Source organism: Methylobacterium sp. E-065 (genome assembly GCF_022829605.1).
In the GTDB taxonomy this organism is placed as follows: Bacteria; Pseudomonadota; Alphaproteobacteria; order Rhizobiales; family Beijerinckiaceae; genus Methylobacterium.
Genome location: NZ_JAKSYD010000295.1, coordinates 1 through 13135, shown reverse-complemented (window position 1 = coordinate 13135; position 13135 = coordinate 1). Strand labels below are relative to the sequence as shown.

The window sequence follows — 13135 nt, the reverse complement described above, 5'->3', positions numbered from 1 at the left end:
GCTCATGCGGCCAGGGCCGCGGCGGGGGCCGCGGAATGGCCTGAGCCGGGCTGACGGGCGAGGCAGGCGACGCGGTGCAGCGGCCGGATCGGGTCGAGCGGCGGCTCGGTCTCGGCGCAGACGCCCTCCGCCAGGGCGCAGCGGGGATGGAAGCGGCAGCCGGAGGGCGGGTCGATCGGGTTCGGCGGGTCGCCGGCCAGCAGCGCAACCTCCGTGCGGTTGTCGGGATCGAGCGACGGCATCGAGGCGAGCAGCGCCTCGGTGTAGGGATGCGCCGGCGCGTCGAGCACGGTGTCGGACGGGCCGATCTCGGCGACCCGGCCGAGATACATCACCATCACCCGGTCGGAGATGAAGCGCACCACGTTCAGATCGTGGCTGATGAAGATGTAGGTCAGGCCGAACTCGGCCTTCAGGTCGAGGAGCAGGTTCAGCACCTGCGCCTCCACCGACTTGTCGAGCGCCGAGACCGCCTCGTCGAGCAGCACCAGCCGCGGCTCCAGGGCGAGCGAGCGGGCGATGTTGACCCGCTGGCGCTGGCCGCCGGAGATCTCGTGCGGATAGCGGCCCGCGAAGCGCTTCGGCTCCAGCCCGACCCGGGCCAGCAGCGCGCGGGCGCGCTCCACCGCCTCGCGGCCCGGCACGCCGTTGACCTTCGGGCCGAACGCGATCGACTGCTCGACCGTCATGCGCGGGTTCAAGGATGCGTAGCTGTCTTGGAACACCATCTGGACCTGGCGGCGGTAGGCGCGCCACGGCATGGCGCGCTCGCCGATCGCCTGGCCGTCATACAGCATGGCGCCGGAATCGCGCTCGATCAGCCCCATGAGCAGCTTGGCGGTGGTGGACTTGCCGCAGCCGGATTCGCCGACGATGCCGAGCGTTTCGCCCTTCAGGACATCGAAATCGACACCGTCGACCGCGCGGATGACCTGTTTCTTGCCGCCGGCCTTGCGGACCGGGAAGTGCTTGATCAGCCCCGAGACCGACAGCAGCGGCTGGGCCGGTCCGCCGCGGTCGTGGGCGAACGGATCGGGGGCGTCCGGGATGACGCTCACTGGCGAATCTCCATGGCCGCGCGCAGGCCGTCCGAGAACAGGTTGAAGGCGATCGAGACGATGAAGATGCACACGCCCGGCAGGGCGGCCACGACCGGATTGACGTAGATCGCGGTGCGCAGGGTGTTGAGCATCAGGCCCCATTCGGGCTCCGGCGGGCGCACGCCGAGGCCGAGGAACGACAGGCCCGAGGCCAGGATCATCGAGACCGAGATCAGGCTCGTGGAATAGACGAAGATCGGCCCGACGACGTTGCCCAACACCTGCACGCGCATGATCGTCAGCGCCGAGGCCCCCGAGAGCTTGGCGGCGTCGATGTAGTCGCGGCGGCGGATGCCGGTGGTGACGCTCTCGGCCACCCGGGCGATCTGGGGCACGAACACGCAGGTCAGCGAGACGATCGAGTTGAAGATGCCCGCCCCCAGGGCGCCGGACAGCGCGATCGCCAGCAGGACGGAGGGGAACGCGAAGAATACGTCGATCGTGCGCATCAGGATCGTGTTGGTCCAGCCGCCGACGTAGCCGGCCAGGATTCCGATGCCGGAGCCGATCACGAAGGCGATCAGCACCGGGGTGACGCCGATGAACAGCGACAGCCGCGAGCCCAGCATCAGCCGGCTGATCATGTCGCGGCCGAGCTCGTCGGAGCCCAGCCAATAGGTCGCGTCGCCGACATGCTTCAGGCGGCGGATCATGGAGCCCTTGTAGGGGTCCATCGGGGTGATCCAGGGCGACAGGATCGCGATCAGGACCACGAGGAGGATCACGGCGCCCGCGCCCATGGCGACGGGGTCGCGGACAAGCCGGTGGCCGACATGGCCCCAGAACCCGCGCGACGGCGCGAAGGCGGCCTCGGGGGCGATGTCGTCGACGGCGAGCACGCCGCCGTCGAGGGCCAGTGAGGCGGCGGTGATGGGCGCGGTCATCATGGCCTCCGGGTCAGGCGCGCTCGATGCGCGGATCGAGGGCGGTTTGCATCACGTCCACCAGCAGGTTGAGCAGCACGAAGAACATCGCCAGCACGAGGATCGAGCCTTGCAGCAGGGGCAGGTCGCGCTGGAAGATCGCGGCGTTGAGCAGGAAGCCGGTGCCCGGCCATGCGAACACGGTCTCGACCAGGATCGAGCCGCCGAGCAGGTAGCCGAGCTGCAGGCCCATGATGGCCAGTGCGGTCGGGGCGGCGTTGCGCACGACGTGCTTGAACACGCCGCGCTCGTCCATACCCTTGGCGCGCAGGGCCTCGACGAAATCCTGGGACAGGATGTCGGCCACCAGCGCCCGGACCGTGCGGGCGATGATGCCCATCGGGATCACCGACATGGTGATCGCGGGCAGAAGCAGGTAGCGTAGGTGGTCGAAGTCCGGCCGCCAGTTGCCCGATCCGTCGGGCCCGGCGCCGGTCGGCGGCAGCCAGCCCAGCGTCGCCGAGAACACGATCACCAGCACCATGCCGAGCCAGTAATGCGGCACGCTCACCCCGAAGACCGAGAGGGCGGAGGCGGCCCGGTCCGCGAGCGAGTTGCGGTGATAGCCCGCCACGAAGCCGAACAGCGTGCCGAAGGTGAAGCCGATCACGGTCGCCACGGAGGCGAGGATCAGGGAGTTGACCACCGCGCGGCTGACCTCCCCCAGCACCGGACGGCCGGTGGCGATCGAGATGCCGAGATCGCCGTGCAGCACGTGCCAGAGCCAGATCGCGTACTGGATCGGCAACGGCTTATCGAAGCCATAGGCGGCGCGCATCTCGTCGATGGTCGCCTGGGTGGCGTCGGCCGGCAGGATCGCGCTCAGGGGATCGCCCGGCGCGAGATGGACGAGCAGGAAGCAGACGATGCTGACACCGAACGCCACCGGCGTGGCGGAGACCAGTCGTTTGAGGGTGTAGAGGAGCATTCAAAGACCTGTTGTCATGCATAGCCGAAGCTATTCCCCTCCCCCTTGCGGGGAGGGGTTAGGGGTGGGGGTGGTGCAGGAGGCACCGCAGCACCTCATTCTGCACCACCCCCACCTCCGGCTCCTCCCCGCAAGGGGGAGGAGAGAGGGGCCCCGTTACGCTACCGCCCCGCCGTGGCGATAGTGATCTTCGAAAAGTCCTGGAACCAGTTCTGCGCCTGAACGAAGCCCTTCACCTTCGGGCTCATCGCCCGCGGATTGACGTCGTGCGTGATCATGACGAACAGCGCGTCGTCAACGTACTTCTCGTGGATCTTCTCCAGCACCTTCGTCTGCTCGGCCTTGTCGAAGGCGTTGCGGACCTGATCGAACAGCTTGTCCATCGCCGGGTCACAGTAATAACCCCAGTTGGTGCCGTTCGGCGGGGCGAAATTGCACTGCAGATGGCGGATGAAGCCGGTGAACGGGTCCTGGATGAAGTACGAGTAGTTGATCGCCGAGACGCCACGGGAGATCTCGGCCTTGGCGCCGGCCCGCCAGATATTGATCAGCGTATTCCACTCGACCACTTCGTAATCGACCTGGATGCCCACGTCGGCGAGGTTCTGCTGGATGAACTCGTTCATCGGCAGCGGCTGCATCTGGCCCGAGCCCGAGGCCGAGATCGCGACCTTCAGCTTCAACGGCTTGGCGGCGCTGTAGCCGGCCTCCGCGAGCAGCTTCTTGGCCGCCTCGGGATCGTACTTCACGTCGAAGGTCGGATGGCCGAACCACTGGTGGCCGGGCGGCATGAAGCCCTTGGCGGGGATGGCGAGGCCGCCGAGCAATTCCTTCAGCCCATCGCGGTCGATGGCGAGGTTGGCGGCCTTGCGCACCCGGATGTCGTTCCAGGGCGAGCCCTCGACCCGCGACAGGTGCCACGTCCAGTTATGCGGATAGGCGTTGGTGACGATGGTGAAGCCGGCGCCCTTGAGCGAGGCCACGGAATCCGGCGCGGGCGCCTCGATCCAGTCGACCTGGCCGGAGCGGAGTGCCGCGGTCCGGGCATTGGCCTCCGGCAGCGGGATCAGCACCAGCTTGTCGAGCTTCGGCACCCGGTCCGTGTCCCAGTACTCCTTGAAGGGGACCATCTCGGCGCGCTCGCGCGGGGCGAACAGGGTCAGCTTCCACGGGCCGGTGCCCGAGGGCTGCTTGGCGAAGGCATCCCAGGACTTGCCCAGCTTCTCCCACTGGGCGGGCGACGACATCATGATCCAGGCGATCTGGTAGGGCAGCGTCGCGTCGGGAGCCTTGGTGGTGATCTCCACCGTCAACGGATCGACCACGCGGTAGCTGGCCACGGCCGGGACGCGGGTCTTGCCCTGCGCCGACTGGCGCGGATCGTATTGCGGCGCGTCGGCCTTCAGGAGCTTGTCGAGGTTCCACACCACCGCGTCGGCGGTGAAGTCGGAACCGTCGTGAAATTTCACGCCGGGCCGCAGCTTGAAGGTCCACTTGGTCTTGTCGGCGGGATCGACGGCCCAGCTGGTCGCCAGCCCGGGCACGAGGTCGGAGGCGAGTTCCGCGCTCGACAGGTCCCAATTGATCAGCCCGTCATAGACCGTGTAGCCGAGGAAGCGCATGCCCTCGCCGCCATTGTCGGTCTGGCCGGTGGTCAGCGGGATGTCGGAGGCGGTCATGCCGATCCGCAGCGTCCCCTGCGCGAGGGCAGCGGTGCTCGCGGTGAGCGCCAGGGCGCCGGCCAGCGCCGCACGGGCGCCGAGTTTTCTCAGACGGGACAGCATCTTGGGTCGGGTACTCGCGTCGGTCCGGGCCAGGACGGCCCGGAATACGCTCGACCGTATGCAAGCCCGCGGCCACTCGCCCCGCGGAGCTGGAACGGCGACTGATTGCGTTGCCCATCGTGCACGACAGAACCCTGCGGCTGGGTCATGAGCGATCCCACCCAATCCCCCTCATCCTGAGGTGTGAGCGCAGCGAGCCTCGAAGGAGGCCTCTAGCCAGCCGCGCGATCCCTGGAGACCTCCTTCGAGGCCTGCGCAACGCTTCGGCACTTCAGGATGAGGGCTTGGGTGGGATGACCGGAGGGGTTTCAGTCTTCTGTCGTGTACTGTGCGCGTTGCATACATGCGCAGCACCAAACCTTTATTTTTAAACCGCTTTCGTGCTGCGAACCAGTGTCCACGTCGGCGCCGAGCGCTTTAGTCAGCGTCAATCAAACTCACATGCGCGGCGATCACCCGCCAGCCCTCGGGGAAGCGCATCCAAGTCTGGCTCTGGCGGCCGATCTTCCCGGGTGCCGACGCGCGGGTGAACAGCGTCATGGCGATAGCGGCATCGCGCCCGTACGTGGTGATCTGTGTCTGCGCCAGGGTGCGCTCCAGGCCCACGGGCGAGCGGGCGCGACGGAAGGCGCGGATGGCGTCCATGCCGTAGAGGTTCTCGCCGATACCGTAGCGGATGGTCAGCGGATCGTCCCGGAACAAAGCCTCCAGGGTCGGGACATCGTTGGTAGTGAGCGCCGTTTCGTAGGCCTCGAACGCGGCCTCGACCTCGGCCTTCACGGCGGGATCGTCGATCACCATCAGGTCAACTCCGCGATGGGCGCCGTGCAGATTCCAGCCCGTTCGAGGTAGCGGGCGACACGCAGGGCCAGATCCTCCCGCCAGGGGGCGGCGATCACCTGAACACCGAGCGGCAGCCCGTCGTCGAGCCGGACCGGGACGGCGACCACCGGCAGGCCGATGAACGAGATCGGCTGCGTGAACACGCCGATATTGGCCCGCACCGGCAGGCTCACCCCGTCGAGCACGAAGTGGGTCTGGCCACCCTTCGGCGCCCGGCAGGGGGTGGCGGGCGCCAGGATCACGTCGACGCCACCGAACAGGTCGAGCACCGCATCCCGGTACCAGCGGCGGAAGCGCTGCGCCCGCTCGACGAAGGGCGCCGGGATCATCGCGCCGGCGATCAGCCGGTCCCGCACCGCAGGATCGAAATCCCCCGGCCGGGTGCGCAGGCGGTCGAGGTGGAGCGTCGCGCCCTCGGCCGCGGTGATGAGGTAGGCGGCAGCCCGGGCGCGATGGGCCTCCGGCAGCTCGACGGTCCGGCCTGCGCCGAGGGCCTGGGCGACGCGCGCCACCGCCGCGAACGCGTCTGGATCGCCGCCCCGGGCGAAATAGTCGCCCGCAACCGCGATCCGCAGGCCGTCGATGCCGGATTCCAGAACCGGCAGGACCGGCTCGGCTGCGCGGGGCGTTGCCACGGGATCGTCCGGATCCGGGCCCTGCATCGCGTCATACGCCAGGGTGAGATCGGCGACGCCGCGGGCCATCGGCCCGAGATGATCGAGGCTGCCGACGAAGGGGAAGCTCCCGGCGCGGCTGAGCCGGCCGTAGGTCGGCTTCAACCCGAAACAGCCGCAGAAGGCGGCGGGCACCCGGATCGAGCCGTTGGTATCCGAGCCCAGCGTCAGCGGCACCATTCCGGCAGCCAGCGCCGCGCCGGACCCGCTGGATGAGCCGCCGGTCATGTGATCCAGCGCGTGCGGGTTGTGGGCGTCCCCGTCGTGGATGTTCTCGCCCGTGAAGTCATAGGCGTATTCGCCCATGTTGAGCGCCCCGACGAGGATCGCCCCGGCCGCCTCGAGCCGACGCACCAGGGCGCCGTCCCGCTGGGCCTGGGGATGCCCCCGGTTGATCTTCGCGCCCGCCCGGGTGGTCAGGCCCGCGACATCGATGAGGTTCTTCACCGCGAACGGCACGCCCGCGAGCGGCCCGGCGGTGGCGCCCTCACCGAGGGCGGCGTCGAGGGCCTCGGCCCGGGCCAGGGCGCGGGCGCCGAGCACGTCGGTGAAGGCGTTGATGCGACCGTCGGTCCGCGCGATCCGGTCGAGGGTCTGCGCAACCACGTCGCGCGCGGTGCTGCGTCGGCCGGCGACCGCGGCGGCGATCGACGCCGCATCCATCGGAGGCGCCGCGCTCACGCTTCGAACCTCGGCGCGGCCTCGACTGTATCGGGCAGCGGGAACTCGGTCAGCAACGCGGCGGCCCCCGCGAGGACGCGCAGATTGGCCGTGATCGCGTCCGTCCACCCGGCCTCGATGGCGATGCCGAGAAGCGGCGCGGTCGCCGCGATGTACGCCTCCGGATCGAACACGGCGGCGGATGACGGTACGGGTTCGGGCATGGCGCGACTCAATTCGGCGCTGGGATCGACGCGGCTGGGTTTAGCAGGCCTCATGCCGACAGGTTCGGCGGCGAAGACTTTGATCCCCTGCCTCATTAGTGTGCAACGCCCTATCGGCTGCGCGAGCGAGCAGTTCAGGATGCCGCGCTGCCTCATTCTTGAGCGCAAAGCGCTCGTCGCCAAGGCTGGCTCCGGGTCGACCTGATAGACCGCGTCGGTGCCGGGTTTAGACGCTGTGCCTGATCGTGATGCGCTGAGACGCAGCCTGGGCGGCCCGTCGCCACCAATACCCGTGGGCCGAGACCCCGCTTCCAAATACGGCGCAGCCATTCCGCAGATCGGCTCGCATCACCCGGCAACGCAAAGATGTCGCTGGTGCAAATCAGGGTTGCAGCCACCGAAGGTGAACCATCGCAAACAAGTCCGGTGGTATGTTGGCGCGCGAACCGTGATGCCGAATGAGCTGCGCATGGCCTCGGGCCGTCTATCAGGGTGACGGCCAATACAGGTTGGCCATCTTGCCGCCTCTTAGGCCCCGTCCTATCTTGTGGACGGCGCCGCGCGATGCTGGCATCCCACTCACTGAGGCGTGCGTTGCGACTGGCGCTTGATGTTTTTCTGCATCGCCGGGTGAGACTCTTACAGAGACGGTGTGGATTGTCGCTGTGTCGGCGGGCCGAACGTGTTCCCGCGATTGCATCGCCGCCGGGGCTCCGGCTAAAGGCTAACCGTTTTCAAACCTTGGTTCGACCCGAGCGCTGCGGCGTCCGCTGAGCGCTCGGGTCGAACCATCGGTACACCCGATGGGTCGGCATGGTTCCGAGGTCCGGGGACGGCATCGGGATCCGCAGACGAAAGGTCCCGCACCGGCGTGGCCGGATGTCCCTGTGCATGTCGAACGTATTGAACTGAGAAAGGTCAGATGAGCGCATTCGACTACAGAAATTTCGACGACCGCCGCCAGCACTCCCAGAGTGCCAAGGCTGCCCTGCTGGCCAAGTTCAAGGCGCGCCCCCCGGCCGATGATCCGGAGGTGATCGCCAAGGCCAAGGCCCGGGCCGAGATCACGAAGGCCCGCGAGGAGCGTACCCGCGAGCGTGAGGCCGCGCGCATCGCCGCCGAGCTGAAGGCCGCCGAAGAGAAGCGTGAGCGCGAGGAAACCGAGCTGGCTGCCCAGCTCGCCCGCGAAGTCGCCGAGTTCGCCGCCGCGCAGGAGCGCAAGTCGGCCGAACTTCACGCCAAGAAGGCCCAGCGCGACGCGCGGTACGCGGCGCGAAAGGCCAGCGTCAAGGTCAAGCGCTAAGCGCGCGCCGGTCGACTCGGCTGTTTCGATGGCACGACGCCCGCCTCTCCGGCGGGCGTCGTCGTATTTGGGCCTGGAGCCTGAAACCTGCGCGCGGCGTGCCGCGTTTGCGACTGTCTTTCGGCCGTCCTGATTCGTGCGGCTGCCCTGGAGAGGTCGCGCGATGCTGTGCAGGATGGGTCCGCTCGTTGCCGTTCTGCTGTGGTCAGGGGCCGCCGCGGCTCAGGACCCGGCCAAGGCGATGGCGTGCGACACGCTGCTGGCGGCCCGCCGGGTCGATGCCTCGACTGGCGCGAGCCGTACCGCCGAGGGCGAGGTTGGCTGCCGCAGCATCGATCGGAAGTCGATCGGTTCGGTGGAGCAGCGGGCTTTGATCGGCGGCGCGCCGTACGAATGCATGACGATCGCGGGTGCCGGCCGCTGCCTGTGGATCGTGCCCTGACGGACGCGCAGACCGTAGTCTCGGACGGTTCACTGCCGCGCGAAACGCTCTATTTCGGCATCGGAGTGGAGCAGGGATCGCGATCGGAATGCTGAATAATTGGGCGAGACAGCGTTTATCCGCATGCGGAGTGTTCGGAACGCTGATCGGCCTGATGCTGGCCGTGAGCCCCGCCCGCGCCGAACCCCCGATTCGCAGTCCGGAAGACGCGGCCTGCCGGCTGGAGGCCCGGGCCAAGGTCTTCGTGGCACCCAACCCCCGCGGTCTGGAACTCGAGGAGATCGGGAAGCAGATCTATTACGCCTGCATGGCGCGGCTGGGCGAAGCCGCGCAGCCCGCCAAGCCCGCACACCGACGGCACAAGCGGCGCCATCGGCGGTCGTGAGCCCTCAGGCTCCGGCGATTACGAGTTGAGCGGCGCTCCGATCCGGGCGCGCAGACGCAGGCGCAGGGTCTCGTCGCCGCCCTCGGCCTGCAGGGCCGCCATCAGGCGCAGCAGGTGGCTCAGCGGGGTCGACTGACACGCGACGGCGTCGGCGATCTGATCCGGCAGCGACTTGGCGGCCGGAACGAAGCGCATCGCCGGTTCGGCCTGATGGGTCTGAGGCATCCGCAGCGCTCGTCCTTTGAAAGGATCCAGGTTGGCGGGCGGCTGGCTACGCCTTTTGCCGAAGCCGCACCAGCCCCTATCGCGATTTTACGTAGCCGGCATTGTGCCGAGTCACCGCGCTGCAACAGATCGCGTGAAACATGGGGATAGCGCGGGTTGCCGTATAGACAGCGCGGGTCTGGCGGGCCGTCAACGCTGCGCCAGCGGGGAGCGGTCGTAGCCGTCGAGGAGATCCTGGGGATCGCGGAAGATCGCCACGCAGCCCGCCGCCGAGAGGTCGGCCTCCGGGAATCCGCCGCAGAGCACGCCGATCGTCGGCACGCCGGCCTTTCCCGCGGCCTCGGCATCGTAGGGCGTATCACCGACCGCGTGGATCGTGTCGGACCGCCCGGCTCCGAGCTTGGTCAGGGCAGCCTGAAAGATGTCGGGATGCGGTTTCGACCGCTCGGCGTCATCCGAGCTGGTGGCGACATCGACGAGATCGCCGATCTTCAGGATCTCGGTGTAGCGCTCCACCTCGGGCCGCTTGCCCGACGAGGCCAGCGCGATCGTGAGGCCATCCGCGCGGATCCGCTCGAACAGGGCGCGGACGCCCGGAAACGGCCGCACCTCGGGCAGGAACTTCTGCTTGAACAGGTCCGACCGGAACGCCTCGATGGTCTTGCCCTCGCGTTCGATCCGCTCCTGCGGCAGGAACACCGGCATCAGTTCGTCGCCGCCCTTCCCGATCTGGCTGCGGACGTGGCCCTGATCCGTCTCCACGCCGAAATGCGCGAAGGCTTCCACCCAGGCGCGGGCATGCAGATCGACGCTGTCGAGCAGGGTCCCGTCGATGTCGAAGATAACAGCGCGCATGCGAGCCTCGTTGCGGCGCAGGGCAGCCCGCTTCAGGGCCAACAACCGGGGCGGCGGGAGGCCTGTTCCCTTTCGGGGCGCCGGAACGGCAGAAGCCCGCCCCCGGTCGGGGACGGGCTTCCGAAATGAATCCGGTGCGGCGTGCGTCAGTGCATCGCGGCCGGGGTGCGGGCGGGCTTCGCCTTGGCGGCCAGCCCAGCGGTGACCGCAACCTTCGAGGCCCGGACGGGCTTCGGCGCCGTCGGCTTCGCGGCAGCCTTGACGGGGGCGGGCTTCGGCGCAACCGGGTTGGCGGCAGCCTGGGGCGCAACCGCCTTCGCGGTCTTCGGCGCGGCGGCCTTCGTCGCAGCCTTGGGGGCAGCGGCTTTGAGGGCAGCGGACTTGGGGGCAGCGGCCTTGGGCGCGGCAACCTTGGCAGAGGCCGGAATGGCGGCCTTCTCGGCGGTGACGGCCTGGATCACGGTTCCCGCCGCCAGCGTGGCGTTGGCGTGCAGCTCGGTCTCCGCGCGCATCCAATGCGCCACGGCCTGGCCATGGATCCGGCCTTCGTTTTCCCAGATGAAATAGGCGCATTCGCGCACGTGGTGTTCGCTGATCTGCATGCCGTTGGCCTCCTGCTGTCCGTCCCGCGACTGACGATGGGAGGGCTGGGTTAAGGGGCAGTTAACCCTGCAGATCGGCTACTCGGTGCGGCCGAGAATGCGCCGGGCCTCGGCGAGGAGAATCGCGTGGCGCTCCGCCCCGGGACCGGCCACGGGAGCGTCGCGGCCGGCTTGGGCGATGCGCTTCTGGAACCGGCGCCGGTCCAAGCCCCAGACGCGCAGGCTTGCCAGTACGGCGTCGAGAACGATGCGGACGGCATCGGTACGCGCCTCGGCGCGGGCGACGACCTCGCCGTGGGCGGCTGTGGCATCCGCCACGGTCCTGGCGTCCGCAGCCGCGATGTCTGCGCCGGCCCGGGCGTGATCGAGGTCCAGGCCCGCGCGCCGCGCGGCCTGCCAGGCTTGCGCGTGCTGGTGCGTGCGCAGGGCGAGCAGGACCTTGAGGGCCGCGACCTCGGTCTGGGCCGCGTCGAGCTTCGCCTGGATCTCGCGAAGGTCTCCCGGCTGATCCTGCGCGAGCATCTCGTCCCCGGTCACGGTCACCGCTGGCTCCTCTGTTGCCTCGATGCGCCCGTCCTCGGATGCGCGAAGCGGAATGTCCACTCTCGCGGGAGGCCGCGCAGGTTGAGAAAATCCGATGGTCGGTCCACATGAACAGGGCGCCCTGGGGCGCATGTCCCGGCCGGCCTTGAACCGGCGCAGCGGAGTTATGCCAGCATGTTCATCCAGACCGAAGCCACGCCGAACCCGGCCACCCTCAAGTTCCTCCCCGGGCGCGTCGTCCTGTCCGAATCGACCTTCGAGGCGAAGGACGCCGAGGCTGCCGCCCGCTCGCCCCTGGCGTCCGCCCTGTTCGCGGTCCCGGGCGTTTCGGGCGTCTATTTCGGGCACGACTTCATCTCGGTCACCAAGGCCGAGGACGGGTCCGACTGGGCGCAGGTGAAGCCCGCCGTGCTCGGCGCGATCATGGAGCATTTCCAGTCCGGCGCCCCCGTGATGGATGAGGGCGGTCACGATGCGACCGAGGCCGGCGACGAGTTCTACGACGAGGCCGATCACGACACGGTCGTCACCATCAAGGATCTGCTCGAAACGCGCGTGCGCCCGGCCGTAGCCGGCGACGGCGGCGACATCACCTTCCGCGGCTACAAGGAGGGCGTCGTCTATCTCGAGATGAAGGGTGCGTGCTCGGGCTGCCCGTCCTCGACCGCGACGCTGCGGCACGGGGTTCAGAACCTGTTCCGGCACTTCCTCCCCGAGGTGCGGGAAGTTCAGGCGATCTGAGGAGCGTATCGGCGACGAACGGTGCGCCGCGGGCTTTTTCGCCCGCGGCCGCGAGGGTGTCGGCGTGGCGCCGATGCTTCGAAAAGTGTGCGTTTTTCCGCTCTCCGCACACGATACGATAGTTAAACCTTTCTCGCCGCGGGGCTCTCTTCTCCCCCTTGCGGCTACGGGTGACACAGGTTTTCGGTCTCGTCAGGCGCGCCCTTCTGCAGGTTGAGGCACAGGTCCCCTCTCCCAAGCGGGAGAGGGACAGGGTGAGGGTCGAGAACTCTCCGAACGAGACGCGCCCTGTCTGCTCATCAATCACGCACTCGATCCTGAGAGTTCTTCTCCCTCACCCCAACCCTTTCCCGCTCGGGAGAGGGGGCCGGTCGCGCTCTATCATGAGCCGCATGCTTCAAACCTGCGTCCCCCGCAGCCGCGGTAGGAGAGCGCGCATCGGGGGGAAGGTGTGATCAGCGTGCCCAAAGAGCTGACCACCCTACGCCATCCTTGACAATGTTCCTATTTTGTGCTCATTAGCCGCCACCTGTCCGCGACGCTTCTGGGGTGACCCAGCGGCATCCTTCGGGGGCCCGCGCGGTGGCTGACCGTGCGGGTCCGGGGACGGGGCGGTGCCCGCGTCGGTGGCTCTCAGCCGCCATCGCCCCGGGCGGCGGACCGCTACGGGGCGTGCCCCGGATGCGGGCGTGAGACCGGGCGGCAGTTTCCCCGGCGGGGGGAGGAAATGCCCCCCGCGCCGACCCGCGTCTGGGCTTACCCTGAGCGACCTGCGGACCCGCCCACGACCAGGCGGGGGCCGGCTGGAAGGCCACGGCGCCGATGCGGGTTCCGGGGGTGCGTGGACCCGGCCCGGCACCGCTAACGGGGAGGCGCAGGACCGGCGCGCACGAGACCCCTGCC

Annotated in this window: 15 protein-coding genes; 4 read left to right on the top strand and 11 right to left on the bottom strand. The window is 68.7% G+C overall.

The annotated features are described in order from the left end of the window. Positions 1–2 precede the first annotated feature (2 nt). The 7 genes from MKK84_RS33285 to MKK84_RS33255 form a co-directional block, all read right to left on the bottom strand. Positions 3–1058 (bottom strand): ABC transporter ATP-binding protein, encoded by a 1056-nt coding sequence (locus MKK84_RS33285; RefSeq protein ID WP_243927004.1) that lies wholly within the window; start codon positions 1056–1058, stop codon positions 3–5. Continuing rightward, positions 1055–1984 (bottom strand): ABC transporter permease, encoded by a 930-nt coding sequence (locus MKK84_RS33280; protein ID WP_243927219.1) that lies wholly within the window; start codon positions 1982–1984, stop codon positions 1055–1057. Before MKK84_RS33280 ends, MKK84_RS33285 begins: the two co-directional genes overlap by 4 nt. Positions 1985–1997: 13 nt before the next feature. Beyond that, positions 1998–2951 (bottom strand): ABC transporter permease, encoded by a 954-nt coding sequence (locus MKK84_RS33275; RefSeq protein ID WP_243927002.1) that lies wholly within the window; start codon positions 2949–2951, stop codon positions 1998–2000. 161 nt (positions 2952–3112) lie between these two features. Further along, positions 3113–4735: an ABC transporter substrate-binding protein gene (locus MKK84_RS33270; RefSeq protein ID WP_243926999.1), complete on the bottom strand. Its 1623-nt coding sequence runs from the start codon at positions 4733–4735 to the stop codon at positions 3113–3115. A 417-nt stretch (positions 4736–5152) separates the two neighbouring features. Continuing rightward, a complete protein-coding gene (hpxZ, locus tag MKK84_RS33265; protein ID WP_243926997.1) occupies positions 5153–5536 on the bottom strand; it encodes an oxalurate catabolism protein HpxZ in 384 nt (127 codons plus the stop codon). Beyond that, positions 5536–6915 (bottom strand): AtzE family amidohydrolase, encoded by a 1380-nt coding sequence (locus MKK84_RS33260; protein WP_243927217.1) that lies wholly within the window; start codon positions 6913–6915, stop codon positions 5536–5538. The genes hpxZ and MKK84_RS33260 overlap by 1 nt, the downstream gene beginning before the upstream one ends. A gap of 14 nt (positions 6916–6929) precedes the next feature. After that, positions 6930–7136 carry a DUF4089 domain-containing protein gene (locus MKK84_RS33255; protein ID WP_243926995.1) on the bottom strand — a complete coding sequence of 69 codons (207 nt, stop codon included), beginning with the start codon at positions 7134–7136 and terminating at the stop codon, positions 6930–6932. Positions 7137–8058: 922 nt separating this feature from the next. On the opposite strand from MKK84_RS33255, the gene MKK84_RS33250 reads away from it, so the two are divergent. From MKK84_RS33250 to MKK84_RS33240, 3 genes are all read left to right on the top strand, one after another. Next, positions 8059–8439, top strand: a complete 381-nt coding sequence (locus tag MKK84_RS33250) for a DUF6481 family protein (RefSeq protein ID WP_243926993.1) — start codon at positions 8059–8061, stop codon at positions 8437–8439. Positions 8440–8614: 175 nt separating this feature from the next. Then, entirely contained in the window at positions 8615–8881 is a 267-nt protein-coding gene (locus tag MKK84_RS33245; protein WP_243926991.1) for a hypothetical protein, read from the top strand. A gap of 130 nt (positions 8882–9011) precedes the next feature. Continuing rightward, on the top strand, positions 9012–9266 hold the full coding sequence (locus MKK84_RS33240; protein WP_243926989.1) for a hypothetical protein: 255 nt from the start codon (positions 9012–9014) through the stop codon (positions 9264–9266). Positions 9267–9284: 18 nt separating this feature from the next. Here the strand turns inward: MKK84_RS33240 and MKK84_RS33235 are convergent, their stop codons facing one another. From MKK84_RS33235 to MKK84_RS33220, 4 genes are all read right to left on the bottom strand, one after another. After that, positions 9285–9491: a hypothetical protein gene (locus tag MKK84_RS33235; RefSeq protein ID WP_243926987.1), complete on the bottom strand. Its 207-nt coding sequence runs from the start codon at positions 9489–9491 to the stop codon at positions 9285–9287. Positions 9492–9680: 189 nt separating this feature from the next. Next, on the bottom strand, positions 9681–10346 hold the full coding sequence (locus tag MKK84_RS33230) for an HAD family hydrolase (RefSeq protein WP_243926985.1): 666 nt from the start codon (positions 10344–10346) through the stop codon (positions 9681–9683). Positions 10347–10492: 146 nt separating this feature from the next. Then, positions 10493–10948, bottom strand: coding sequence for a DUF2934 domain-containing protein (locus MKK84_RS33225; RefSeq protein ID WP_243926983.1), 456 nt, complete (start codon positions 10946–10948; stop codon positions 10493–10495). A gap of 78 nt (positions 10949–11026) precedes the next feature. Continuing rightward, the gene (locus MKK84_RS33220; RefSeq protein ID WP_243926981.1) at positions 11027–11491 is read right to left on the bottom strand and encodes an atp-dependent helicase; all 465 of its coding nucleotides are present in this window, start codon (positions 11489–11491) and stop codon (positions 11027–11029) included. A gap of 174 nt (positions 11492–11665) precedes the next feature. Between MKK84_RS33220 and MKK84_RS33215 the strand changes: the two genes are divergently transcribed. Beyond that, entirely contained in the window at positions 11666–12232 is a 567-nt protein-coding gene (locus MKK84_RS33215) for a NifU family protein (RefSeq protein ID WP_243926979.1), read from the top strand. The last annotated feature ends 903 nt before the right edge of the window (positions 12233–13135 follow it).

Excerpts from the sequence above, each read along its gene's own strand:
- MKK84_RS33280 (WP_243927219.1), bottom strand. The coding sequence starts at position 1,984 with ATGACCGCGCCCATCACCGCCGCCTCACTGGCCCTCGACGGCGGCGTG.
- MKK84_RS33275 (WP_243927002.1), bottom strand. The coding sequence starts at position 2,951 with ATGCTCCTCTACACCCTCAAACGACTGGTCTCCGCCACGCCGGTGGCG.
- MKK84_RS33270 (WP_243926999.1), bottom strand. The coding sequence starts at position 4,735 with ATGCTGTCCCGTCTGAGAAAACTCGGCGCCCGTGCGGCGCTGGCCGGC.
- hpxZ (WP_243926997.1), bottom strand. The coding sequence starts at position 5,536 with ATGGTGATCGACGATCCCGCCGTGAAGGCCGAGGTCGAGGCCGCGTTC.
- MKK84_RS33260 (WP_243927217.1), bottom strand. The coding sequence starts at position 6,915 with ATGGATGCGGCGTCGATCGCCGCCGCGGTCGCCGGCCGACGCAGCACC.
- MKK84_RS33255 (WP_243926995.1), bottom strand. The coding sequence starts at position 7,136 with ATGCCCGAACCCGTACCGTCATCCGCCGCCGTGTTCGATCCGGAGGCG.
- MKK84_RS33250 (WP_243926993.1), top strand. The coding sequence starts at position 8,059 with ATGAGCGCATTCGACTACAGAAATTTCGACGACCGCCGCCAGCACTCC.
- MKK84_RS33245 (WP_243926991.1), top strand. The coding sequence starts at position 8,615 with ATGGGTCCGCTCGTTGCCGTTCTGCTGTGGTCAGGGGCCGCCGCGGCT.
- MKK84_RS33235 (WP_243926987.1), bottom strand. The coding sequence starts at position 9,491 with ATGCCTCAGACCCATCAGGCCGAACCGGCGATGCGCTTCGTTCCGGCC.
- MKK84_RS33230 (WP_243926985.1), bottom strand. The coding sequence starts at position 10,346 with ATGCGCGCTGTTATCTTCGACATCGACGGGACCCTGCTCGACAGCGTC.
- MKK84_RS33225 (WP_243926983.1), bottom strand. The coding sequence starts at position 10,948 with ATGCAGATCAGCGAACACCACGTGCGCGAATGCGCCTATTTCATCTGG.
- MKK84_RS33215 (WP_243926979.1), top strand. The coding sequence starts at position 11,666 with ATGTTCATCCAGACCGAAGCCACGCCGAACCCGGCCACCCTCAAGTTC.